The organism is Microvirga puerhi, assembly GCF_020089865.1.
Classification (GTDB): Bacteria; Pseudomonadota; Alphaproteobacteria; order Rhizobiales; family Beijerinckiaceae; genus Microvirga; species Microvirga puerhi.
In genome coordinates this window covers 61778-85094 of record NZ_JAIRBM010000015.1, presented here as the reverse complement: position 1 = coordinate 85094, position 23317 = coordinate 61778, and the positions used below count along the sequence as shown (strand labels likewise).

Here is a 23317-nt window from a genome sequence, read left to right as displayed (position 1 = left end):
ATGCGGATATCGCCCCAGATTTGTCCGATCCGCCGCGGCGTGATACCCACCAAGCCCTCTTCACCTTCGCATCAACCCGGAGCCGTGGCATGGGAGCCGAGCCGTCGTCGGACAAGTAAGCCGCAACAACCCTTTTCGTGTTGTTGCGGCGTCTGTCGAACCGATCCCAGCTCCAGCTGACAGGCAGATCGCCGCCAAATGTTTCTCATTTGAGCGGATGCCTCATCATGTCTTCCAAGACCCCCGCGTGGGCCACTTCCCTGCCGACGGCGCTCCTGCTGATGGCGCCTTTCGATCTTCTCGCCTCGCTGGCGATGGATATCTATTTGCCCGTCGTCCCGGCCATGCCGGGCATTCTCGGCACCAGCCCGGCCGTCGTGCAGCTGACGTTGAGCCTCTACATGGTCATGCTCGGCCTCGGCCAGATGATCTTTGGGCCGATCTCCGACCGCATCGGGCGGCGGCCCGTCCTGATCGGCGGCGCGCTGCTGTTCGCGTCGGCCTCGTTCTGTCTCGCCCTGTCGGCGACGGCGATCCCGTTCGTCATCCTGCGGTTTCTGCAAGCCATCGGAGCATCGGCCGCTCTGGTGGCGACCTTCGCGACCGTGCGCGACGTCTATGCCGAGCGGCCGGAAAGCGTCGTCATCTACAGCCTGTTCAGCGCCATGCTGGCCTTCGTGCCGGCCCTCGGGCCCATCGCGGGGGCGCTCCTCGCGGACAGGTTCGGATGGCGCGCGATCTTCGTCACGCTGGGCGTTCTGACGGTTCCGGCACTCCTGCACGCCGTGGTCCGATGGCATGAAACCCGGCCCGCTGCGGCCGTCCCGACACGAGGCTCGTTCCTGCCGCTTCTCCGCAGCCTTCCGTTCTGGACATACACGCTCGGGTTCAGCGCCGCCATGGGGACATTCTTCGTGTTCTTCTCGACGGCGCCGCGCGTGCTCATCGACAGGGCGGGATATTCGGAGCTGGAATTCAGCCTCGCCTTTGCGACCGCAGCTTTCGCGATGATTGTAACGACGCGCTTCGCCAAGCATTTCGTCGCCCGGTGGGGCCATTCCGGCACTCTCGTGCGCGGCATGGCGATGCTTCTCATCGGGGCTGCGCTCCTGGGCATCGGTCAGGTCCTCGGCCGCCCGTCCTTCTGGAGCTTCGTCGCGCCTATGTGGGTGATGGCGGTCGGGATCGTCTTCACGGGCTCGGTGGCGGCCAATGGCGCCCTCGCAGATTTCGGTGATCGGGCAGGTTCTGCGGTGGCTTTGTATTTCTGCATCCAGAGCCTGATCGTCAGCATCGGCGGAACGTTGGCGGTGATCGGGCTGCGCGGCGATACCGCCTGGCCGCTTGCAGTCTATGCTTCGGCCATGGCGGTGATCGTCCAGATTGCTCTCGGATGTCTGCGGCATCGCGACCGTCCGCAGGCGTGAACGAACAGGCGAGGGCGGCTTACCGCCCTCGTCTTCCCTTGTATTTCGGCTTCTGCCCACCGTGGCCTTGCGTCGAGCGGGGGAGGGGGCGCTCCTTGAAGTTCAGGGGCACTTCACGGTCCGTGCCGGGGCCCATTTCGTCGAGGCCGGGCTTGCGGATGCGGGTGCCCTCGTCCGAGCGGCCCTTGCCGGTCGGGCCGTAGGCATCGGCGTCCTCGTCGCCGGCGCTCGCACCCTCGGGGGAGGGCGGCAGGCCCTTCGGCGGCAGGTTGGCGCTCTGGCCGTATTTGCGTGAGCCGGAATAGCGGCCGGCCTCGCGCTCCACCTGTCCCTGGCGGGCCAGCGGATCGTCGCTGATGGCGAGCTCGGTGGCCTGCAGGCGCTTGAGCTCGTCGCGCAGGCGCGCCGCCTCCTCGAATTCCAGGTTCGCAGCGGCTTCGCGCATGCGCTTTTCCATGTCGGCGATGACGGCCTTGAGGTTGTGGCCCACGGTCTTCTCGGCGAGACCGGTATCGACCGACACGTGGTCGCGCTCGTAGACGCTCTCCAGGATGTCCGCGATGTTGCGCTTCACGCTCTGCGGCGTGATGCCGTGTTCCGCGTTGTAGGCGAGCTGCTTCTCGCGGCGGCGGTTGGTCTCCGCGATGGCGCGTTCCATGGAGCCGGTCATCTGATCGGCATAGAGAACCGCCTTGCCTTCCACGTTGCGTGCGGCGCGGCCGATGGTCTGGACCAGCGAGGTCTCGGAGCGCAGGAAGCCTTCCTTATCCGCATCGAGAATGGCGACAAGCGCGCATTCCGGAATGTCGAGGCCCTCGCGCAAAAGGTTGATGCCGATGAGCACGTCGAAGGCCCCGAGGCGCAGGTCGCGGATGATCTCGATGCGCTCCAGCGTGTCGATGTCCGAGTGCATGTAGCGCACGCGCACGCCGTTCTCGTGCAGGTATTCGGTGAGGTCTTCCGCCATGCGCTTGGTCAGCGTCGTGACGAGCGCGCGAAAACCCTTCGCGGCGAGTTCCTTCACCTCGTGCAGCAGGTCGTCCACCTGGCTGCGCGCGGGGCGGATCTCCACCACCGGGTCGACGAGGCCGGTAGGGCGGATGACCTGCTCGACGAAGACGCCGCCGGTCTGCTCCATCTCCCATTTCTGCGGCGTTGCCGACACATGGATCGACAGCGGCCGCATGGCGTCCCATTCCTCGAAGCGAAGCGGGCGGTTGTCCATGCAGGAGGGCAGACGGAAGCCGTATTCGGCGAGCGTCGCCTTGCGGCGGAAGTCGCCGCGATACATGCCGCCGATCTGTGGCACGGTGACGTGGCTCTCATCGGTGAAGACGAGGGCGTTGTCGGGCAGATATTCGAACAGCGTCGGCGGCGGCTCGCCGGGCTTGCGGCCGGTGAGATAACGCGAATAGTTCTCGATGCCGTTGCATACGCCCGTCGCCTCGATCATTTCGAGATCGAACTGGGTGCGCTGTTCCAGGCGCTGCGCTTCGAGCAGGCGGCCCATGCGGGCGAGTTCCTGGAGGCGCTGCTGCAGCTCGTCCTGGATGCCCTTTACCGCCTGCTGCAGGGTCGGACGCGGCGTCACGTAGTGCGAGTTGGCGTAGACCTTCACGAAGGAGAGATCGTTGGTCTTCTTGCCCGTGAGCGGATCGAACTCGACGATCGACTCGATCTCGTCGCCGAAGAGGCCGATGCGCCAGGCGCGGTCCTCCAAGTGGGCGGGAAAGAGTTCGATGACGTCGCCGCGCACGCGAAAGGTGCCGCGGGCGAAATCGTTCTGGATGCGCTTGTATTGCAGGGCCACGAGATCGGCGATGAGCTGGCGCTGTTCGATGCGCTCGCCCACCTTCACCGAGAAGGTCATGGCCGTATAGGTCTCGACCGAGCCGATACCGTAGATGCACGACACGGAGGCGACGATGATCACGTCGTCCCGTTCGATCAGCGCGCGCGTCGCCGAATGGCGCATGCGGTCGATCTGCTCGTTGATGGAGGATTCCTTCTCGATAAAGGTGTCCGAACGCGGCACATAGGCCTCGGGCTGGTAGTAGTCGTAATACGAGACGAAGTATTCCACCGCGTTGTCGGGGAAGAACGACTTGAACTCGCCGTAGAGCTGCGCGGCGAGGGTCTTGTTCGGCGCGAGGATGAGCGCGGGGCGCTGCGTCTCCTCGATCACCTTCGCCATGGTGAAGGTCTTGCCCGAGCCCGTGACGCCGAGCAGCACCTGGTCGCGCTCGTTCCGGCGCACGCCGTCCACCAGCTCCGCGATGGCGGTCGGCTGATCGCCCGCAGGCTTGAATTCCGAGACGAGCTTGAAGGGAATGCCGCCTTCCGACTTCTCCGGTCGCGGAGGGCGGTGGGGCACCCAGGGAACGCCGTTCTTGAAGCGCGGATCGCCCTCGGTGAGGAGCTTGGTCAGCGCGTTCACGGTGGCCGAGACGCCGTTCACGTCCGGGGCCGTATCACCCAGATCGGCCGCCACGTCCGGCCCGTCATCGGGACCTTTCAGGCCGAGCTTCTTGGCAAGGGCCGGGTCCACGTCCTCCACGTCGCCGTGAATGAAGGTTTCCTGCGCGCGCTCGGCAAAGCCCTCCGCCGCCTCCCGCTCCCGGTTGACGGCGGGATTGAGGAGATCGGCCAGATAGGAATCTAGCGGCTTGAGCTCAGGTTTGGACGCCTTCCCGGTGGAAAGCTTGGGCTTCTTGGGTGCTTTGGCCATAGAACGAATATGGTACGAAATCCCCGGCTTGGGAAGGGTGGGGAGGCGCCGTGCTGTCATTCCGACCCTCGTCCTGTCATTTCGAGGCGAGCGCCGCGAACATGTGGAAAATACGGCCCCTTGATCTTCACGGACAGGGTGGACAACCCTAAGGTGCGGCCTTGCGTGGAATGGTCGCTACCAATGAATCCGTCTGAAAGTCTTCCGAAGTTTGATGCTCTCATGATGCCGACCATAGAGGCGCTCAAGACTTTGGGCGGATCCGCGTCCAACGAGGAACTGGCCGATGCCATCGCTGAGAAACTTGGTCTGACGGACGCGCAGCGGGCCGTTCTGTCAAAGAACAAGAGTACGCCCGAATTCGAGTATCGTCTGGCGTGGGCACGCACTTACCTCAAGCATTATGGCGCCGTCAGGAATTCGCAGAGAGGCGTGTGGAGCCTCACGGAAACTGGCGAGCGTCTCAGCGAGGCTGATGTCGAGGAAATCAAGAGGAACGCTCGGGCCAACATCAATTCCCGGCACGGCCGCGATGGAGCATCCCGGTCGGAGCGCGACGCCGATCCTGAAGCAGATGTCAGAGGTCGTCTGCTCGACGTTCTGAAAACTTTGAAACCTCACGAATTCGAGAAGCTGTGCCAGCAGCTGCTACGCGAGTCCGGCTTTATCAATGTCAGGGTTACGGGACGCAGCAATGATGGCGGAATTGATGGCGAGGGTGTCTATCGCGTCAATCTGCTCTCGTTTCGCGTGCTTTTCCAATGTAAGCGCTGGAAGGGATCAGTCGGACCGAACGTCGTGCGAGACTTCCGAGGCGCCATGTCGGGCCGAGTCGACAAGGGGCTCATCATCACCACCGGGACCTTTACTGCGGAAGCACGACGGGAGGCGTCACGTGACGGCCCGCAAACCATTGAGCTCATCAATGGTGACGACTTGTGCCGATTGCTCATCGAGAACAATCTTGGCGTCGTCGTCAAGCAGGTCAAAGTCATCGAGATCGATGACGCGTTCTTCCGTTCTATCTAAGGCCGTGTATCGACACAAGACCCCCTCTGTCTGAGCTCGTTCCAGCTGGGGTCCGCATTACGCTGCGCGGCGTGCCGCGTAGCGGCCGTCGTCGAGGGGCGTGATGCGTCCGTAAAGGGCGAGGCCGGACAGGCACTGCGTGATGCGCTGTTCGATGCGCTTGCCGCCGCGCTTGAAGGCGCGAGCGAGCTCTGCAGCATCCATGGGCCGGTTCGCCGCCAGAAGCAGGGATTCGACGGCGAGCGGCTGCTCGTAGGGGTCCTTCGGGAAATCGGGCAACGCCCTGTCGATGGCAACCACGTTCTCGCCGAGATTGAGCTCGCCGCTCTTCGCCGTCGCGCCCTTGGCGAAGCGCGGGATCTGGTAATCCGGCCGCAGCCAGCGCACATGGCCCGCCGCTTCCTCCTTCGCCCGCTCGGCATTGAGGGCCACGAGCCGTTCGAGAATCTCCTCGTCGGAAAGACCGGCAGGCCAGCCATAGGCCTCGAAGACGAGCGCATCGAGTCGCTCGTGCAGCTCCTTCAGGATGAGGATCAGTCCCTCCTCCTTGATGCGTTCCTCCTCGGGCGTGAGCATCACCTTTCCGCCATCATCCCCGGCCTTGTGCCGGAGATCCACGTCTTTGCTCCGGCGCGGTTCCGAAGACGTGGATGGCCGGGACGAGCCCGGCCATGACGCGGCGCGCGAGGCCGCCTCCACCGCCTTCAGCTTCTCCAGCACGTTGTACATCTGCGTTAGCGTGAGCCTGGGATGCTCTGCCTGTCGCGTTTTGCGGAACGCATCGAGCTCCTCCGCGACGGCGCGGATTTTTTCTTTCAGCGCTTCCGGCGGATCGGGGAAGGGGAAGGGGTCGAAGACCTTGGATTTGACGTAGACAGAGTCATTGCCAATGCCGAGCCATCCTCCTGCACGCAGAGACCAGGCAACGTGCAACCGTGAGCTTAGAACTCCGAGGATGAAAGCGTCTTTAATTGCAATTGCGATAAGCTTGTTGTCTGGAAGAATTATAGCATCCAGGAATTGAAACGCTCGGTGTTTTGCTGTCTCTACCGTTGCTACGTAGCAGTTTAGCCCCGTTAGCGCTGGCCGCAATTCACGTCGCGGTTCGCCAAAGATCCACCAGTTCAGCCGATAGCTGTCCCGATTGTTCGTATCTCTTTCTGGTTTTACAGATCCTAGGACGTGCTGATACACTTCAGGATAAAGTTGGCGGATTTCGTCTGTTTCCAACCCGAACAGATCGATCACCATAACGCCTCTTGGCGCTGCCGTAAGGTCACGGCCATTCCGGTAAGGGCGGATGTGGTGTTCGAGCCCCGGTCGCCGCCCCAGTCCAAGATGCTGTGCTTCCTCTGGCGTCACGATGAAGCCGGCGCCGTGGAGTGAAACTCCACGAGAGCATAGGCCTTCGTTAGCAAGCAAGGACACGACGGAGGCAACATCGACACCCACGGTCAAATCCGCATTCACGCGCCCCTCGCGCGCGATCAGCTCCACCACCGGCTCGTCCGTATCCAGTCCGCTCTCACGCACGACCTCGTGCAGCACGCCATCGCATTCACCCTTCACCGCCACCGTCATGGCTATGCGCACCGCCGCGGCATCCGCAGCGGCCTTCGTCCAGGGGTGATCTGGGATTGCCATGAGGAGCGAGACCGGCGGCTTGCCGTCCATCCGCTTCTTGATCACGCGGCGGGAGAATTCTTGCGTGATCGAGTTGGTGGTCACAAAGCCGAAGCGGCGTAGCGGCGTCTTCTTGGCGACCAGAAACTCTGCCGCACGGTCCCACCAGTACATGACGAAATCGGCGCTGTCGTTCATGTGCTTGTGGACGGCCCATAGCGTCGCCGTATAGGCATCGCCCAGGCGTGCGCGCAGGTCCTTGCCGCCGATGAACGGCGGGTTGCCCACGATGAACTCCGCCTCCGGCCACACGGGCCGCCGCGCGTTCGGATAGGTCGCCATGGGCCTGCCGTCCTTCTCCACCACTTTCGGCACGGGATAGCCGTCCCAGGTCAGCACCGCATCATAGCCTTCGCGTTTGCCGAAGTTGATGTTCTCGAAAGCGCGCAGGATCGGCTCGGAGGGGTGGCCGGTGCGCGTGCGGTAATGCTGCTGGAGATAGCCGATCCATACCACCAGCTCGGCGATGGCGGCGGCGCGGGGATTGAGTTCGAGGCCGAGGAACTGGTGCGGGTCCACCGTCTCGCGGTCGAGGCCCATGCTTTCCGGCTCGCCGAGCTTGGCGAGGGTTTCCAGCACCTCGCCCTCCAGCTTCTTCATCAGCTCCAGCGACACGTAGAGGAAGTTGCCGGTGCCACAGGCCGGATCGAGCACGCGGGTGCCGCAGAGCTGGTGATGAAAGGCGCGGACGAGGGCGACGGCCTTCTTTTCTTCGCCGTCGAGCTGCGCACGCTCCGCCTTGGTCAGGGCGGCCTCCCAGTCCGCGCGCAACGGCTCCATGACGGTCGCTTCGACGAGGCGCTGCACATAGGCGCGCGGCGTGTAATGGGCGCCGAGCTTCTTTCGCTCGGTCTTGTCGAGTGCCTGCTCCAGCAGGGTGCCGAAGATCGCGGGATCGACCTCGGTCCAGGAATGGCTGGCGGCTGCGAGCAATTCGCCGATTTCCTCGCGGCCGAGCGGGAACACGGTGGTATCCCGGAACAGGCCGCCGTTGAAGTGGCGCACCCGCGCCTCGATGACGTGGCTGAACTCTTCGCCCTTCTCCATCTGCTGCCACAGGGCCTTCAGGCGATGAGGGAAGTGGGAGGCGTCCTTGACGCTCTTTTCCAAAAGCCCCTTGAAGCTTTCGCGCGGGAGAAGCTCCACGTCCTCGGCGAACATGGTGAAGAGGCAGCGCATGAGGAAATGGGCTACATCCTCCGGATTGCACCCGCGCTCCTCCAGCGCTTTGCTGACCTGCGCCAGTCTTTTCGCGATGTCGCGGGTGACGCGGGCGGATTTCTTCGACGGATCGAGGCTGTGCGGATCGGTCCAGATCGTCGCGAGCCGCGTCCGGATCGCCTCGTCGCGCAAATCCTCCAGATAGATGCGGAAACCATTGCGATCTGGAAACTGGTTGTAGGCCCGGCCCGTGCCTGTGAAGTCCGCGTAGATCTCGAAGCAATGGCCCACGTCGCAGACGATGATGAAGGGCGGCGCGGGGTGGTTCGCATCGAGGAGGAAGACGTAGTTCTCCGCCTGCTTGCGGGCGTTCTGCATCATCACGTCCCAGCCGCGGGCGATACTCCGCTTGCCGAGCTGCTCGGGCTCCTGGCCGAGAAGGCTCAGCTGGCCGGCGATCGCATTCTTCTTACCGGGTAGGCGCGACTGCTTCGCCTCCAGGATGAAGGCGCCTTTCTTGTAGAGGTCAATCCGCTTGGGCGCGCTCGTCCCTTCCGTCCCGCGCGGGCGTACCGCGCGCTCGAAAACATAGTCGTTATGGTCGCGTTCGTTCCCGGAAGGTTCAGGGCGGGCGACGCCGAGAATGTCGCAGAGTTCCGACAGGAACATCTGGTAATTGGCTCGCTCGGCTCCACCCTCGCGGGTCGTCCAGCGTTTGATGAAGGTTTCGATGGCGTCCGGGCTTGCGGAAGGGAGCGAGGGCATGGTCATGCCGCGACATTATTCCAAGGCCCCAAGGTTTGGGAAGGGTGCGCCCCCGTTGTCTCACCGTCATCCGCCCGTCATGGGGCAGCGTCATGACGGCTGGGTCACCATTTTCTCAGCGGGGCTCAACCATGCATCGTCGTATCGCGCAAGGCGCGCTTGCCGTCACACTCCTGTCCGGCACTGCCCTCAAGGCCTCGGCGGCGGAGTATTTCGACCGCATCGCCAGCTTCCCGATCACCGCCAATCTCCCGAAGGACGCGGATCCGAAGAAAGGCACGGTCGCGGAGATCATTTCGGCGAGCGAGGATGGCAAGCTTCTCGTCTATACGGACAGCCCCGGCGAGGCGATCGCCTTCATCGACATTGCGGACCCGGCGAAACCGCAAGCGGGCGGCCAGCTGAAGGTCGGTGGCGAGCCTACCTCCGTGACGGTGGTGGGTGGTCAGGCGCTTGTCGCGGTCAACACTTCGGTGAGCTTCACCAAGCCGAGCGGCAAGCTCGTAATCGTCGATCTCGCGAAGAAGTCCATCGCCGGTGAATGTGCGTTGCCGGGCCAACCGGACTCGGTCGCGGCGCGCGGCGGCGTACTTGCCATCGCCATCGAGAACGAGCGCGATGAGAAGGTGAACGACGGCGCCTTGCCGCAGATGCCGGCGGGCGCGCTGGTGGTCGGCGCGTTGAAGGATGGAGCACTTGACTGCGCGGCGCTGAAGACCGTCGCGATGACCGGTCTCGCCGCCGTCGCGGGCGAGGATCCGGAGCCGGAATATGTGGACATCAACAGTGCCGGCAAGATCGTTGTCACCCTGCAGGAAAACAACCACATCGTGGTGGTTGATGGCCACACCGGCCAGGTGGAGACGCATTTCTCCGCGGGCACCGTCGATCTGAAAAATATCGACACCAAGAAAGATGGAAAGATCACGCTGACGGGCAGCATGAATGCGGTGCCGCGCGAGCCGGACGGTGTGCACTGGATCGACGATAACCGCTTCGTGACGGCGAACGAAGGTGACTGGAAGGGCGGCAGCCGCGGCTTCACCATCTTCAACAAGGACGGTAGCGTCGCCTACGAGTCGGGACCGAGCTTGGAGCACGAGGTCGTCTCCCTCGGACATTATCCTGACAAGCGCGACAAGAAAGGCATCGAGATCGAAGGCGTCGAGGTCGGCCATTTCGGCAATGACACGCTGCTCTTCATCGGCTCCGAGCGCGCCTCCGTCGTCGGCGTCTATCGCGATACCGGTGCTGCACCGGAGCTCGTGCAGGTACTGCCCACCGGCGTCGGTCCCGAGGGCCTACTCGCGATCCCGTCGCGCAATCTGTTCGTGGCGACGAGCGAAACGGATCTGCGGGGCGAGGGCGGCGTTGGCCCGCATGTGATGATCTATGAGCGTAAGGAGCGCATGGCGCCTGCCTATCCGACAATCCGTTCAGTGAAGAACGCCGACGGTTTGCCGACCGCCTGGGGCGCCCTCTCGGGGCTCGCAGCCGACAAGAGCCAAGCCGGCAAGCTCTACGCGATCACGGACAGCTTCTACAGCGCTGCGCCGCGCATTCTCACCCTCGACGCGACGAAGAAACCGGCGATGATCACCGGCGACATTCTCGTCACGCGCAACGGCGCAGCCGCCGAGAAGCTCGACCTCGAAGGCATCGCGATCGCGAATGACGGCGGCTTCTGGCTTGCTTCCGAGGGCAATCTCGAAAAGGGCATCAAGAACCTGCTCCTCAAGGTCGATGCCAAGGGCGCCATTCAAGAGGAGATCACCCTGCCGTCGAGCCTCGAGGAAGGCGCGAAGAACTACGGCTATGAGGGCGTGACCGTCACCGGTTCGGGCGCGAACGAGATCGTGTGGCTCGCCGTGCAGCGTGAATGGGCCGATGACGGCAAGGGCTTCGTGAAGCTTCTTGCCTACATGCCCGCCACGAAGAGCTGGGGGGCGGTGCGCTATCCACTCGACAAGACGGAGAACGGCTGGATCGGCCTGTCGGAGATCACGGCTGTCGGTGATCGCATGATCATCATCGAGCGTGACAACCAGATCGCCGGTAAGGCGCAGGTGAAGAAGCTCTATGCTGTCTCGCTTGCCGAAATGAAGCCGGCTCCGCTCGGCGGCGAATTGCCGGTCGTGAAGAAGACGCTGGTCCGCGATCTTCTGCCCGATCTGAAGGGCGCTAACGGCTACGTGCTCGATAAGGTCGAAGGCTTCGCCGTCGACGCTGCTGGCGATGCCTATATCGTCACCGACAATGACGGCGTCGACAATTCGTCCGGCGAGACGCAATTCCTCAAGCTCGGAAAGCTCTGACGCAGGACGGGAAGGCGGCGGCCCGGCTTCAGGGCCGCTCGCTGGGCTTGCGAGAGAGAGGATGAACTTCGGGAGATGTCGCTCATCCGCATCCGCGACGCGGATGAGCTTTCACGTTCTTGTGAGATGATCAGGCGGAGAACGCGGTAGGGCCTTTCAGATAGCGCGCAGTACGCTCCAAGCGGGCGCGCTCCTGCTCGTCCAGATCGCGAGTCTCATCTGCACGTCGCTCCTCGACAGGAGGACGGGCATCGGCTGTTGCAGCAGCACCCTGCGCGGACGGTTTGGCACCGTCATCTGTCGAAGGCAGGGGCGGACGGGTAATCATGACACGCTCCATGAGTCGTGGTGCGGAGTGTCGGGGCAATCCGTGTCCCAATTGCGGCGGCGCAGCAATCAGAACGCGGTGGCAGCACGTTTCATCTCCTTCGGCTCGGCTGCCAGACCGCGGCAATCCTGTCGCCGCACGTGCGGGCAGGCGTGTCGTTCAGATTGAGCGCCAGGGATCGTCAGGCCTCGTCGCAACTTCTGCCAAGAAGATTGAGGCCCTCGTCCAGGAGGTCGCCCAGGTTCGGAATGCCGATGAGCCAATCCGCCGTCGAGAGGCTGCTGGAGGCCTCCCTTTCCCGCGCGAGGCGCACGGCGTCTGCCCATTCCCTCGGTTCCATGTCACCTCGACCGATATAGACGAGAGCGATCAGATCCGCGCGCTCGTCGTCGTTCAGTCCCGCGACGACCTCACGGATTTCCTCCTCGGTCAGGTCATCGGGATTGGTTGTCAGCATATCGATGTTGCCGTCATCCGTCGGATTGGAACCGGAATCCGGGTCCGTAATGCCTTCCTTAACGTCAACGGCACGCACGCGATCGATCAGGTCGCAGATCTTATCGATCCCGATGTCCAGAGAAACGGCTTGGGAAAAGTCTCTTTTCTTCGTCATGATAGAGAAACCCGGAAAGTGCCATTCGGTTCGGCTGGTGCATACGACTCAGCCCGTTGAAGCCGATCTAGGGCGAAAGCGGGCAGCGACATCGGCTTGAGCGATCCACCGGGCCGGTGTCGTTCAGAATTTCATCAATCCGTATGGAGGATCATGATAGAGCGGGCTCAATCCCACGTGATTCGCACTGCTCATGTCCGGCCTCGAAATTCTCGGCTTTGTCGCCGCCGTCCTGACCACCGTCTGCTGGCTGCCGCAGGCTTTCCGAACCATCCGAACCAAGGACACCAAGTCCCTGTCTCTGGTGACGCAGAGCGTTTTCACCTTCGGGGTGGCGCTGTGGCTGATCTACGGGATCTTGGCGGGCAATGCGCCGATCATTTTCGCGAACGGTGTCACGTTCATTCTCGTAGCGCTTATCCTCGCTATGAAGTTACGATACGGGTAGCGTGCTCTTCCGGAGACCATCATGCGCCGGTTCTTTGCCCTCGTTTTTCTTAGCGTAACGCTTTCGCTCGGCCTTTCCGGCTCGGCTTTCAGCCAACGGGCCCCTCGTGCAGAGGCCTTCAGGCTCGCCGCCCATCAGCCCGGCCGGACAGACGTCTATATCCTCTCCTTCGGCCTTTGGGGGCCACAGAGCGTGTTCGAGAGCGAAGCCAAGGGCGCGGCGCGTATCCTGGAGCAGCAGTTCGCATCCAAAGGCCGCACGATCGTCCTGTCCAATACCAAGCGGCGCTCCGATGCGACGCCGGCTGCCCTGGTCGCCGCGGCGCAGGCAGCCGGAAAGGCACTCGATCCGGACGAAGACGTCCTGGTGCTGGTTCTGACTTCCCACGGCGGGCCGGACGGGATTGGCCTGATTTCCCGCCGGGACGAAGGCGTGGTCACGCCGGATCATATCCGACGGCTCCTGGAGGAAACCAAGGCGCGCAACCGGGTGGTGATCGTCTCCGCCTGCTATTCGGGCATCTTCGCCAAGGAACTGGCCGACGCGCGCACCCTCGTCATCACCGCCGCCGCAGCCGATCGACCCTCCTTCGGCTGCCAGGACGGCGCAGCCTGGACCTATTTCGGAGACGCGTTCTTCAACAAGGCGCTGCGGAGCGAACCGCGCCTGAATGCCGCCTTCGAGCGCGCGCGGCAGCTCGTTACGACACGGGAGCGACGGGAGGGCTTCGACCCCTCCAATCCTCAGATGGCCGGTGGGTCGGAGGTGCTGGAACGCCTCCGGACCCGTTGCGTCAGCCTTCAGCAGCGTGCGTGTTGAGAAGAGACCGGGCGTGGCCCACGCAATCCTGCGACGCTGCGTCCCCCGAGGCTTCCCTTCGATCCGCTTCCCTTGACAGAGCCAGTCAGGCGAATAGGGCAGACTGCTCCATCACTTTCCCAAGCAAGATTTCATGAATCCCAAAGTCGCACCCATCGTGATGCTGTTCGCCTCGAACGTCTTCATGACCTTCGCCTGGTACGGGCATCTCAAGTACAAGGCCTCGGCCCTCTGGATGGCGGTGATCGCCAGCTGGGGTATCGCTTTCTTCGAGTATTGGTTGGCAGTTCCGGCGAACCGCATCGGTTCGGCCGTCTATTCGGCCGCAGAGCTGAAGACCATCCAAGAGGTGATTACCCTCATGGTCTTCGCGGGCTTCTCCGTTTTCTACCTGAAAGAGGCCTTAAGCTGGAATCATCTCATCGGTTTCGCGCTGATCGCGACCGGCGCCGCCTTCATCTTCCGGGGCGGCTAGGGGCCGAGAGGGTCAATCTGCCGGCCTGACCCGCAGGATGCGTCCGTTCGACGAATCCGTCAGAAGATACACGTAGCCGTCGGGACCCTGGCGGACGTCGCGGAAACGCTCGCCGATCTGCTGGAGCATACGTTCCTCGCCCGTGACCTTGTCGCCGTCGACATCCAGCCGCGAGACCAGCTTGCCGGCAAGCGCGCCGACCAGAACGCTGCCGCGCCAGGCCGGAAACTTGTCGCCGGTATAGAAGGCCATGCCGGAAGGGGCGATAGAAGGATCCCAGTAATAGATCGGCTGCTCCATGCCGGCCTTCTTCGTTCCCTCTCCGATCTTGGCTCCCGAATAGTCGACGCCGTAGGTGATCACGGGCCAGCCATAGTTCAGGCCCTTGCGGGGGATGTTGATCTCGTCGCCACCTCGCGCTCCATGCTCGGCGGTCCAGAGTTCGCCCGTCGTGGGATGAAGGGCCGCGCCCTGCACGTTGCGATGGCCGATGGACCAGATCTCCGGCTGCGTGCCCTCGCGGTTGAGGTAGGGGTTGTCCGGAGCGGGTCCGCCCTTCGGACGGATATGGATAACCTTGCCCAAGTGATTCGCAGGATTCTGGGCCTGATCCCGCAAGTCGAACCGATCGCCGACCGTCACGAAGAGATTGCCGTTGCGGTCGAAGACGAGTCGGGAGCCGAAATGGTTTCCACCCGTGTGGGACGGCTCCTGCCGAAAGATGACCTGCGTGTCCGTGAGCGTCGTGCCCGCCTCGTCGAGACGTCCGCGAAGCACGCTCGTTCCCGCTCGTCCGTCGCCCCGATCCTCCGCAAAGCTCAGGTAAACGAGGCGGTTCTGTTGGAAAGCTGGATCGAGGGCCACATCGAGGAGGCCGCCTTGGCCCTTCGTGGCGATGCGCGGCATACCTTTGATCGGCTCAGAAAGTTTGCCCTCTCCCGAGACGATCCGCAGGCGGCCGGGCCGCTCGGTCACGAGCATGCGGCCGTCCGAAAGAAACGTCAGGCCCCAGGGATGGTCAAGGTTCCGCGCGACCGTCTCGACGATCACTTCGACCTTATCGGTGCGAACGCGCTGCGTGTCCTGCGCGAGGGACGGAGAAGCATTGAGGAGGATCGCAAAAGCGAGGGCTGGAAGAAGGCGGGGGGACATGAGGCTCTCCGTCGTCCGAACAGGCCGGAGAGCTAGCCGTTTCTGACGCGCCGTCAACCAGCGTGGCCATCACGGCCGCGTTATTGTGGCTGTGTCGATGAGATGATCGGGCCGTGATCGGACAGGGCATTAGTTGTCGTCGCCATTACGGAAATCGTCGCGAGCCCCATCAGCATGACGAGCGCGAGCGAGAGACGGCTCTGCTGTCGTGCGTCGAGGCGCGGGGCGCGGGAGGCGACATGGTAGGTATGGGTCCGGCGGGTCGAGTGCATGACGGTTTCCCCATGTAATGAACAGTTGTTGCGGGGAAAAACATGTGTGAATCGAGAAAGTTCCGGCCGTTAACCAAAATGGTGCTTTCGGAATTCGAGATAAGTACTGGAATTAACTATTCGTTAACCTTTCAGGCCTCGCCAGTAGGTTCCACAAGCACGGAGTCGGCCGAGCGCTTGGCCGGTCCATGAAACACCGCCTCGATGTTGTTGCCGTCTGGATCAAACGCGAAAGCGGCGTAATAACCAGGATGGTAGGAGCGTTCGCCCGGCCCGCCATTTTCACGGCCGCCATGCGCCAGGGCTGCGGCATGGAAGGCCCGCACGGTGTCCAAGTCACGGGCCTGAAAGGCCAGATGAACGCGGGAGACAGGGCCATCGGCACGGTCTACCCAAAGCTCGTCGCAGGCGAAATGGCGTGGACTTTCGGAGGTGAAGCTCCGCCCCATCGCCTGAAGCACTGCGCGGTAAAACATCCGGCTGGCTTCGAGATCTGCGACGCGCAGATGGATGTGATCGATCAGTCGGCCCAGGTGATGATGCATGTCTCGTTTCCATCGTGACCGGAGCGGAACGTAGCGCAGCAAAGCTTGATCGGGAGGGCGGCTGCGCAAAGAAAATGGCCAGGACATGCCCGGCCATGAGAGTCGACGATGGGGTATGCGACCGAGCGATCAGTTTCCTTCGACCGTCTTGATGTTCGCCGCCTTGATCACGTCTGCCCAGGTCTGGATTTCCTTGGCGAGGTACGGCTTGAACGCTTCTGGATCGCGCACGTTCAGCGTGAAGCCGAGCTTGGTGATGCGCTCCTTCACGTCGGGCTTTTTGAGGATCGCGATGATGGTCTTCGACAGCTTGTCGAGAACGGGCTGCGGCGTCTTCACCGGAGCGAAGAAGGCGGCCCAGGATTCCGCGTCCGCATCGGTGATGCCCTGCTCGCGCAGCGTCGGCACGTCCGGTGCCTGCGGATTGCGCTGCGGGCTGGCAAGGCCGATGGCCCGCATCTGACCGGCCTGGAACTGGGCCAAAACGCTCGGCAGCGTTGAGTTCGACACGTCGATGCGCCCGGCCATCAGCTCGGTCACCAGGGGAGCCGCGCCGCGGAACGGCACGTGGGTCATCTTGATGCCGGTACGCGTCATGAAGAGCTCGGTCGCCAGGTGCGAGCCGGAGCCGACACCCGTGGATCCGTAATTCAGCTTGCCGGGATCCTTCTTGGCCAGAGCGATCAGCTCCGGGATCGTCTTCACCGGCAGGTCGTTGCTGACCACGAAGACGTGCTCGAAGGCGCCGGCGCCGGCGAGCGGGGCGAAATCCTTGATCGCGTCGTAGCCCGGCTCCTTCAGCAGGAACATGTTGTTCCCATGGGTCTGGTTGTTGCCGAATACGATGGTGTAGCCGTCGGGCTCGGCCTTGGCGACGGAACGGGTGCCGACCGCGCCGGAGGCGCCCGCCAGGTTCTCGACGATCACGTTCTGGCCGAGATCCTTGCCCATCTCCTCCGCCACGATGCGGGCGATCACGTCAGTCGGCCCGCCGGCCGGGTAGGGCACCACCATCTTGATGATGCGGGTCGGGAACTCTTGAGCCGTGGCCGACGTGGCAAGAAGCGCTGCGCCGGCAAAGAGGCCGAGCGCAAGGCGGCGGGTCAAGGACGTGGTCATCAGGGGGAAGTCTCCTCAAAAACCCAAGGCAGGCGGGCTGTTTTGCTTGATTGGGCGGCCCATGCGGACTAGGGTCCGCGGCCGTCAACGCTCCCCTTCTAACGTCCCGATTGGAGAATTCCCATGGGCTTTTTGTCTGACGCCCTTTCCCGCATCAAGCCGTCTGCGACGATCGTGATCACGCAGAAAGCGCGGGATCTCAAAGCCCAGGGCCGGGACGTGATCAGCCTGTCGGTGGGCGAGCCCGATTTCGACACGCCGGAGAATATCAAGGAAGCGGCCATTGCGGCGATTCGCCGGGGCGAGACCAAGTATCCGCCGGTCTCCGGCATCGTGCCTCTGCGCGAAGCCATTGCCCGCAAGTTCAAGCGCGAGAACGGCCTCGACTACAAGCCCTCGCAGACCATCGTGTCCACCGGCGGCAAGCAGGTGATCTACAACGCGCTTCTCGCGACCCTCAATCCCGGCGACGAGGTGATCATTCCGACCCCGTACTGGGTCTCCTATCCGGAGATGGTCGGCCTGTGCGGCGGCAAGCCTGTCTTCGTCGACACGACCATGGAGCACAGCTTCAAGCTCCAGCCGGGTCCCCTGGAGCGGGCGATCACGCCTCGGACCAAGTGGATCATCCTCAACTCGCCTTCGAACCCGACCGGCGCGGCCTATTCACGCGCCGAGATGAAGGCGATCACCGATGTCCTGATGCGCCATCCGCATGTCTGGGTCCTCACCGACGACATGTACGAGCACCTGACCTACGGCGACTTCGAATTCGTGACGCCGGCCCAGGTCGAGCCCAATCTCTACGATCGCACGCTGACCATGAACGGCGTGTCGAAGGCCTATGCCATGACCGGCTGGCGCATTGGCTACGCGGCCGGCCCTGAGCACCTCATCAAGGCCATGGACTTCGTCCAGGGCCAGCAGACCTCGGGTGCGGCCACGATTTCGCAGTGGGCGGCCGTCGAAGCGCTCGATGGTCCGCAGGATCACCTGCCGCGCTTCAAGAAGGCCTTCGAGGAGCGCCGCGATCTGGTGGTCTCCATGCTCAACCAGTCGAAGTACCTGAAGTGTCCGATGCCGGAAGGGGCTTTCTATGTCTATCCGTCCTGCGCCGAGGCCATCGGCAAGACCGCGCCCTCGGGCAAGGTGCTGAAGACGGACGAGGATTTCGTTTCCGAACTCCTCGATACGGAAGGCGTCGCGGCGGTCCACGGCTCGGCCTTCGGCCTCGGCCCGAACTTCCGCATCTCCTACGCCACGTCGAACGCGGCGCTGGAGGATGCCTGCAACCGCATCCAGCGGTTCTGCGGTTCGCTGCGGTGACCAGTCTGCCTCGGACGTTCCAACCGGATCCCGAGGCTCCTGCCTATCGCCTCGACCAAAACTCGCCATATCGGGTGAAGTCGGACTTTCGCGTCGACTTCACCAATGGCGGGCACATCGAGGCGAAGGACTTTCTCCTCGACATCGTGGGCGACACCGTCACGCCCGAGCGTCTGGCCGAGATGATCGTCTCGGCCCTGAATCTTCTGCGCGCGGGTCCGGTGACGATCTTCAGCATGCAGGTGGTGCGCCGGGGCGCGCATCAGGACGCGGCACCTGCAGCGCTGCCGCGCGGCGCTTGAGACTTCGCCAAGAATCTCTGCCGCTCTTGGAACTATGTTCCTCGTGAAGCCGTTGATCGCAGGCCAAAGCCAAGCTTCAAGGAGATCACGATGCTTCGCGCCGTCACAACCGTCGCAGCCATGGCGCTGCTCGCTTCGATCGGCACCACAGAGGCGCAGGCCCAGAACCGCGTTCGCGCCGGTGTCCTGACCTGCAGCGTCGCCGGCGGAATCGGCCTGATTGTCGGCTCGCAAAAAGCCACCGCATGCACCTTCCGGCCCCGTCGCGGAGCGCCGGAGCACTATGTGGGAGTCATACGCCGGTTCGGGCTCGACATCGGCGCGACCCAGCGCGGCGTCATCACATGGGCCGTCTTTTCCGCGGGACGTCCCGTTCGAGGATCACTCGCCGGCAACTATGTAGGGGCTACAGCGGAAGCAACCGTCGGCGCAGGCCTCGGCGCCAATGTCCTGGTCGGGGGATCGAACCAGAGCATCGCGCTCCAGCCCGTTTCCGTCAGTGGCCAGACAGGCCTGAATCTCGCCCTCGGCGTCGGTGAGCTGGAACTGCGTCCGTCGCGGTAGTTTCGAGCTGAAAGCACCCTTCCCGCGGCCGGGCTTAGCCCGGCCGTTTGCCGTTAGGTTTCCAGGTGACGCCGGCGAACACCGACAAAAGCCCTTGCCAAGGCCGACCGAGAGGCAGAGCATCGGACTCAACGCGGCCGGCAAGAGCGCGCTGATGGGGGGCAGGGAAGGAAACTGTCATGGCACCCAACGGCAGGGAAGCGAAGGGCCCGCGATGCATCGCCATCGTTGGCCCGTTCCAAAGCGGCAAGACCACTCTTCTCGAGGCGATCCTGGAGCGCACGGGCACGATCGGACGGTCGGGCCGTGTCACCAATGGAGACAGCGTCGGCGATGCGAGCCCGGAGGCGCGCGCGCATGCGATGAGCATCGAGCCCAACGTGGCGACGGTCTCCTTCCTCGGCGATACCATGACCTTCATAGACTGCCCCGGCTCCACCGAGTTCCTGCACGAGATGCGGAACGTGGCTCCGGTCTGCGACGCCGCAATCGTGGTCTGTGAGGCTGACGAGCGCAAGATTCCAGCGCTTCAAATCATTCTGCGCGAACTAGAGGAGGCGGATATTCCGCGCTTCCTGTTCATCAACAAGATCGATACGGCGAGCCGGCGAGTCCGTGAGACGTTGGCGCTGTTGCAGCGTGCCTCGCGCACGCCGCTCCTGCTGCGCCAAATCCCGATTTGGAAAGACGGGATCGCGGTCGGATTCATCGACCTCGCCCTTGAGCGGGCCTTCATTTATCGCGAGCATGCGCCGAGCGAGATCGTCGACATGCCGGACGGCGAGGCCCTGCGTGAGCGCGAGGCGCGCTTCGCCATGCTGGAGCGCTTGGCCGACTACGACGATGCGTTGATGGGAGATCTGATTTCCGAGATCGAGCCGCCGCGGGATCGCGTGTTCGACGACCTGGCGCGGGAACTGAAGGACCAGCATGTGGTTCCCGCCTTCATCGGCTCGGCTGATCGTGGGAATGGGGTCACGCGCCTCCTCAAGGCCCTGCGCCACGAGGCCCCAGGCCTTGAGGAAACCCGAGCCCGCCTCGGTGTCGCGGAGGAGGGCGCGCCTCTGGCCCAGATCATGAAGACCGTCCACCTCGGGCAGGGCGGCAAGATGTCCGTCTCCCGCGTGCTGCGCGGGGAGTTCCACGAGGGCGACACGGTGATCGGTTCCCGTGGCGGTGAGGCCCGGATCGGTTCGCTCCTATCCCTGGTCGGTACCACGATGACCCGCAAGGACGTGGCCGTGGCCGGCGAGGCCCTGGGCTTCGGACGGCTGGAGGATCTTGCGACGACCGATTGCTTCAGCACGGGCAAGACACGGCCCGAGGCGATCCTCTCCGTGGCGCCGCCGGAGCCCGTCTATGTCGTCGCGATCCGGGTAAAGGACCGCAAGGACGATGTCCGTCTCACGGGAGCGCTGGCAAAGATCGCCGAGGAGGATCCCTCCCTCGTCATCGATAACAGGCCGGAGATTGGCGAGATCAGGCTTCTCGGCCAGGGTGAGATGCACCTGCGCGTCGCGGTCGAGAAACTCGCCTCGCGCTTCCAGGTTGGCGTGGAGACGTCGAAGCCCCGCATCTCCTATTGCGAGACGATCCGCGCTCCCGCCTCGGCGCGTGGCCGCCACCGCAAGCAGACCGGTGGTCATGGCCAGTTCGGCGATGTGATGATCGAGATCCATCCGCTCCCGCGGGGGGAAGGCTTCGCGTTCCAGGACAAGATCACGGGCGGCGTAGTTCCGCGCCAGTATATCCCCTCGGTGGAGACCGGAGCGCGGGACGCGGTGCGCTGCGGCCCGCTCGGATTTCCGGTGGTCGACCTCGCGGTGACCTTGACCGACGGTTCCTATCATACCGTCGATTCCTCGGATGCGGCCTTCCAGGCCGCCGCCAAGCTCGCCCTCGCCGAGGCCCTGCCGAAGGCGAAACCGGTTCTCCTCGAACCGGTGCTGTCGGTCGAAGTCACGATTCCGACGGAAGCCCTGTCCAGGGCCACCGGCCTCGTTACCGCCCGCCGCGGTCAGATCCTTGGCTATGATGCCCGTCCTGGGTGGCCTGGATGGGACGTGATCAGCGCGACTATTCCGGAGGCCGAGGTCGGCGATCTCATCATCGAGCTGCGTTCTGCAACGTCCGGCGTCGGCACCTTCTCGACCCGCTTCGACCATATGGCGGAACTGAGCGGGCGCCCGGCCGAACTGGTCATGCAGAAGGCGCATTGATCCGGTCTGTCGTTAGCGCACAGGCTTTTCGGAGGCGACCGGTAACACCGGCCGCCTCTTTTTGTGCATCCCTTCGAGTCGTGGACGAGACGCTGCGGCAAGGCTGCTGCCCATCGACAAAACCTGGCGGTCACGCCAAGTTGGCTGGCAATGGGAACACCATCTCCCTAAAAACAACCGCATACGACGCGGAGGAAACAAGAATGAACGCCACGATACCGGCATCCGCCGTTGCGAGGACCGCCGACCCCGCAGCAGACAAGCCCTGGCTGAAGTTCTATCCGCCGAAAGTTCCGGCGACGATCGATGAGGCCAAGGTCGGGACGCTGGTCGATATGTTCCGGGAAGGGGTTACCCAGTACGGTCATCGGTATGCGGCTGACAGCTTCGGCAAGCGGATCACCTACGCGGAGCTGTCCCGTGCGGCGGAGGCCGTCGCGTCGTGGCTTCAAGGCCAGGGGCTGAAGAAGGGCGAGCGTGTCGCGATCATGCTGCCGAACGTCATGGCATATCCGGCGATCCTGTTCGGCATCCTCATGGCCGGCGGCACCGTGGTCAATGTCAATCCGCTCTATACCACCCGTGAATTCGCCCATCAGGCCAAGGATGCGGGTGCACGCTTCCTGTTCGTGCTCGAGAATTTCGGTGCGACTGTGCAGGAGGCCTTGCATGAGGTTCAGTTCGACCGTGTCGTGCTTGTGACGCCCGGCGATCTCCTTGGACTTAAAGGCATGATCGTCAATTTCGTGTCGCGCCATGTGAAGAAGGCGGTGAAGCCGTTTAATCTTCCGAAGGCGGTGACCTTCAAGTCCGTCCTGGCACAGGGCGCAGCGCGGCGGCCTGATCCGGTGGCAATCGCACCCGACGACGTCGCGTTCCTGCAATATACAGGCGGGACGACCGGTGTGGCGAAGGGCGCGGTTCTGCTTCACAGCAACGTCGCGGCAAACGTCCTGCAATGTGAAGCCTGGATGCGTCCGTTCTTCGGGGAACGCGAGGACCATGTGATGGTCGCCGCATTGCCGCTCTATCACATTTTCGGATTGACCGTCTGCGGCCTCCTGATGACGCGCATCGGCGGCTGTCAGCTACTCATCGCCAATCCGCGCGACATCGCGGGCTTCGTGAAGACGCTGAAGTCGCGGCGCATCACGCTCATGTCGGGGGTCAATACCCTCTACAACGCTCTCGCGCACGCGCCTGGGATCGAGCAGGTGGATTTCTCGCAACTCGTCTTCGCCGTGTCGGGCGGAATGGCGACACAGGCGGCGGTTGCCAAGAAGTGGAAGGAAGTGACGGGCCAGCCGATCGTCGAAGGCTACGGCCTGTCCGAGACCTCACCGGTCGTCTGCGCCAACAGGCTCGATATCGAGGAGTTCACCGGGACCATCGGCTATCCCATTCCTTCGACGCAGATCTCCATCCGCTCCAGCGACGGCACGGCCGTTCCCCTCGGCGAACGGGGCGAGTTGTGTGTCAAGGGTCCGCAAGTGATGGCCGGCTATTGGATGCGTCCCGACGAGACGGCCAAGGTCATGACCTCGGATGGCTTCTTCCGCACGGGCGATGTTGCGGTGCTGCAGACCGACGGTCAGATAAAGATCGTCGATCGCATGAAGGACATGATCCTGGTCTCGGGTTTCAACGTCTATCCGAACGAAGTTGAGGACGTTCTGACCCAGCATCCGGGAGTTCTAGAGGCCGCTGTCATCGGCCTGCCCGACGAGCATTCCGGCGAGGTCGTAGCGGCCTATGTGGTGCGCAAGGACCCATCCTTGACGGCTGAAGCGCTGCGCCATTTCGCGCGCGAGAATCTCACGGCCTATAAGGTGCCGAGAAAAATCGAGTTTCGCGAGACGCTGCCAAAGTCGAATGTCGGCAAGGTACTGCGCCGCCTCCTCAAGGATGACGTCGCGCAGCGGAGCTGAACTGCGACGAATATCTGCCTCAAGCAAAAAAAAGCCGGGCACGAAGCCCGGCTAAAGTGAGGTCCGACAAAAGTCAAAACCTTCCAGAGGGAACGGCCG

19 protein-coding genes are annotated in these 23317 nt (G+C 63.2%); 11 read left to right on the top strand and 8 right to left on the bottom strand.

What is annotated here, in order from left to right:
- The first annotated feature begins 227 nt into the window (after positions 1 to 227).
- Positions 228 to 1427 carry a CmlA/FloR family chloramphenicol efflux MFS transporter gene (cml, locus tag K9B37_RS17975; RefSeq protein WP_224314909.1) on the top strand — a complete coding sequence of 400 codons (1200 nt, stop codon included), beginning with the start codon at positions 228 to 230 and terminating at the stop codon, positions 1425 to 1427.
- Positions 1428 to 1446: 19 nt separating this feature from the next.
- Here the strand turns inward: cml and uvrB are convergent, their stop codons facing one another.
- Positions 1447 to 4155 carry an excinuclease ABC subunit UvrB gene (gene uvrB, locus K9B37_RS17970; RefSeq protein WP_224314947.1) on the bottom strand — a complete coding sequence of 903 codons (2709 nt, stop codon included), beginning with the start codon at positions 4153 to 4155 and terminating at the stop codon, positions 1447 to 1449.
- Between the two features lie 222 nt (positions 4156 to 4377).
- Between uvrB and K9B37_RS17965 the strand changes: the two genes are divergently transcribed.
- Positions 4378 to 5184, top strand: a complete 807-nt coding sequence (locus tag K9B37_RS17965; protein ID WP_255616655.1) for a restriction endonuclease — start codon at positions 4378 to 4380, stop codon at positions 5182 to 5184.
- A 57-nt stretch (positions 5185 to 5241) separates the two neighbouring features.
- Here the strand turns inward: K9B37_RS17965 and K9B37_RS17960 are convergent, their stop codons facing one another.
- Complete coding sequence (locus K9B37_RS17960) at positions 5242 to 8799, bottom strand: class I SAM-dependent DNA methyltransferase (protein WP_224314907.1); 3558 nt, start codon at positions 8797 to 8799, stop codon at positions 5242 to 5244.
- A gap of 125 nt (positions 8800 to 8924) precedes the next feature.
- Between K9B37_RS17960 and K9B37_RS17955 the strand changes: the two genes are divergently transcribed.
- The gene (locus tag K9B37_RS17955) at positions 8925 to 11108 is read left to right on the top strand and encodes an esterase-like activity of phytase family protein (protein ID WP_224314906.1); all 2184 of its coding nucleotides are present in this window, start codon (positions 8925 to 8927) and stop codon (positions 11106 to 11108) included.
- 130 nt (positions 11109 to 11238) lie between these two features.
- Here K9B37_RS17955 and K9B37_RS17950 read toward each other — a convergent pair whose 3' ends face one another.
- Together K9B37_RS17950 and K9B37_RS17945 are read right to left on the bottom strand one after the other, a co-directional pair.
- Positions 11239 to 11436, bottom strand: a complete 198-nt coding sequence (locus tag K9B37_RS17950; protein ID WP_224314905.1) for a hypothetical protein — start codon at positions 11434 to 11436, stop codon at positions 11239 to 11241.
- 181 nt (positions 11437 to 11617) lie between these two features.
- Positions 11618 to 12013 (bottom strand): DUF3775 domain-containing protein, encoded by a 396-nt coding sequence (locus K9B37_RS17945; protein WP_224314946.1) that lies wholly within the window; start codon positions 12011 to 12013, stop codon positions 11618 to 11620.
- Between the two features lie 229 nt (positions 12014 to 12242).
- Between K9B37_RS17945 and K9B37_RS17940 the strand changes: the two genes are divergently transcribed.
- From K9B37_RS17940 to K9B37_RS17930, 3 genes are all read left to right on the top strand, one after another.
- Positions 12243 to 12497, top strand: a complete 255-nt coding sequence (locus tag K9B37_RS17940) for a SemiSWEET transporter (protein WP_224314904.1) — start codon at positions 12243 to 12245, stop codon at positions 12495 to 12497.
- Positions 12498 to 12518: 21 nt separating this feature from the next.
- A complete protein-coding gene (locus tag K9B37_RS17935; RefSeq protein WP_224314903.1) occupies positions 12519 to 13316 on the top strand; it encodes a C13 family peptidase in 798 nt (265 codons plus the stop codon).
- A gap of 133 nt (positions 13317 to 13449) precedes the next feature.
- Complete coding sequence (locus K9B37_RS17930; protein WP_224314902.1) at positions 13450 to 13791, top strand: DMT family protein; 342 nt, start codon at positions 13450 to 13452, stop codon at positions 13789 to 13791.
- Between the two features lie 12 nt (positions 13792 to 13803).
- On the opposite strand, the gene K9B37_RS17925 is transcribed toward K9B37_RS17930, so the two are convergent.
- The 4 genes from K9B37_RS17925 to K9B37_RS17910 all read right to left on the bottom strand — a co-directional run bounded on the left by K9B37_RS17925 (position 13804) and on the right by K9B37_RS17910 (position 16879).
- The gene (locus K9B37_RS17925; protein ID WP_224314901.1) at positions 13804 to 14943 is read right to left on the bottom strand and encodes a PQQ-dependent sugar dehydrogenase; all 1140 of its coding nucleotides are present in this window, start codon (positions 14941 to 14943) and stop codon (positions 13804 to 13806) included.
- A gap of 80 nt (positions 14944 to 15023) precedes the next feature.
- On the bottom strand, positions 15024 to 15215 hold the full coding sequence (locus K9B37_RS17920) for a hypothetical protein (protein WP_224314900.1): 192 nt from the start codon (positions 15213 to 15215) through the stop codon (positions 15024 to 15026).
- Between the two features lie 131 nt (positions 15216 to 15346).
- A complete protein-coding gene (locus K9B37_RS17915; RefSeq protein ID WP_224314899.1) occupies positions 15347 to 15760 on the bottom strand; it encodes a VOC family protein in 414 nt (137 codons plus the stop codon).
- Positions 15761 to 15889: 129 nt separating this feature from the next.
- Entirely contained in the window at positions 15890 to 16879 is a 990-nt protein-coding gene (locus K9B37_RS17910) for a Bug family tripartite tricarboxylate transporter substrate binding protein (protein ID WP_224314898.1), read from the bottom strand.
- A gap of 123 nt (positions 16880 to 17002) precedes the next feature.
- Here K9B37_RS17910 and K9B37_RS17905 point away from each other — a divergent pair, with 123 nt between their 5' ends.
- The 5 genes from K9B37_RS17905 (at position 17003) to K9B37_RS17885 (ending at position 23218) form a co-directional block, all read left to right on the top strand.
- Positions 17003 to 18205 (top strand): pyridoxal phosphate-dependent aminotransferase, encoded by a 1203-nt coding sequence (locus tag K9B37_RS17905; RefSeq protein WP_224314897.1) that lies wholly within the window; start codon positions 17003 to 17005, stop codon positions 18203 to 18205.
- Positions 18202 to 18507: a hypothetical protein gene (locus tag K9B37_RS17900; RefSeq protein WP_224314896.1), complete on the top strand. Its 306-nt coding sequence runs from the start codon at positions 18202 to 18204 to the stop codon at positions 18505 to 18507. The genes K9B37_RS17905 and K9B37_RS17900 overlap by 4 nt, the downstream gene beginning before the upstream one ends.
- A gap of 90 nt (positions 18508 to 18597) precedes the next feature.
- Positions 18598 to 19071 carry a DUF992 domain-containing protein gene (locus tag K9B37_RS17895; RefSeq protein WP_224314895.1) on the top strand — a complete coding sequence of 158 codons (474 nt, stop codon included), beginning with the start codon at positions 18598 to 18600 and terminating at the stop codon, positions 19069 to 19071.
- A gap of 179 nt (positions 19072 to 19250) precedes the next feature.
- On the top strand, positions 19251 to 21290 hold the full coding sequence (locus K9B37_RS17890) for an elongation factor G (RefSeq protein ID WP_224314894.1): 2040 nt from the start codon (positions 19251 to 19253) through the stop codon (positions 21288 to 21290).
- Positions 21291 to 21493: 203 nt separating this feature from the next.
- Positions 21494 to 23218 (top strand): AMP-binding protein, encoded by a 1725-nt coding sequence (locus K9B37_RS17885; protein ID WP_224314893.1) that lies wholly within the window; start codon positions 21494 to 21496, stop codon positions 23216 to 23218.
- Positions 23219 to 23317 lie beyond the last annotated feature (99 nt).

Coding starts and splice junctions, on each gene's coding strand:
- K9B37_RS17930 (WP_224314902.1), top strand. CDS start 13,450: ATGAATCCCAAAGTCGCACCCATCGTGATGCTGTTCGCCTCGAACGTC.
- K9B37_RS17885 (WP_224314893.1), top strand. CDS start 21,494: ATGAACGCCACGATACCGGCATCCGCCGTTGCGAGGACCGCCGACCCC.
- K9B37_RS17910 (WP_224314898.1), bottom strand. CDS start 16,879: ATGACCACGTCCTTGACCCGCCGCCTTGCGCTCGGCCTCTTTGCCGGC.
- K9B37_RS17920 (WP_224314900.1), bottom strand. CDS start 15,215: ATGCACTCGACCCGCCGGACCCATACCTACCATGTCGCCTCCCGCGCC.
- K9B37_RS17955 (WP_224314906.1), top strand. CDS start 8,925: ATGCATCGTCGTATCGCGCAAGGCGCGCTTGCCGTCACACTCCTGTCC.
- K9B37_RS17925 (WP_224314901.1), bottom strand. CDS start 14,943: ATGTCCCCCCGCCTTCTTCCAGCCCTCGCTTTTGCGATCCTCCTCAAT.
- cml (WP_224314909.1), top strand. CDS start 228: ATGTCTTCCAAGACCCCCGCGTGGGCCACTTCCCTGCCGACGGCGCTC.
- K9B37_RS17965 (WP_255616655.1), top strand. CDS start 4,378: ATGATGCCGACCATAGAGGCGCTCAAGACTTTGGGCGGATCCGCGTCC.
- K9B37_RS17935 (WP_224314903.1), top strand. CDS start 12,519: ATGCGCCGGTTCTTTGCCCTCGTTTTTCTTAGCGTAACGCTTTCGCTC.
- K9B37_RS17960 (WP_224314907.1), bottom strand. CDS start 8,799: ATGACCATGCCCTCGCTCCCTTCCGCAAGCCCGGACGCCATCGAAACC.
- K9B37_RS17895 (WP_224314895.1), top strand. CDS start 18,598: ATGCTTCGCGCCGTCACAACCGTCGCAGCCATGGCGCTGCTCGCTTCG.
- K9B37_RS17905 (WP_224314897.1), top strand. CDS start 17,003: ATGGGCTTTTTGTCTGACGCCCTTTCCCGCATCAAGCCGTCTGCGACG.
- K9B37_RS17940 (WP_224314904.1), top strand. CDS start 12,243: ATGTCCGGCCTCGAAATTCTCGGCTTTGTCGCCGCCGTCCTGACCACC.
- K9B37_RS17950 (WP_224314905.1), bottom strand. CDS start 11,436: ATGATTACCCGTCCGCCCCTGCCTTCGACAGATGACGGTGCCAAACCG.
- K9B37_RS17890 (WP_224314894.1), top strand. CDS start 19,251: ATGGCACCCAACGGCAGGGAAGCGAAGGGCCCGCGATGCATCGCCATC.
- uvrB (WP_224314947.1), bottom strand. CDS start 4,155: ATGGCCAAAGCACCCAAGAAGCCCAAGCTTTCCACCGGGAAGGCGTCC.
- K9B37_RS17915 (WP_224314899.1), bottom strand. CDS start 15,760: ATGCATCATCACCTGGGCCGACTGATCGATCACATCCATCTGCGCGTC.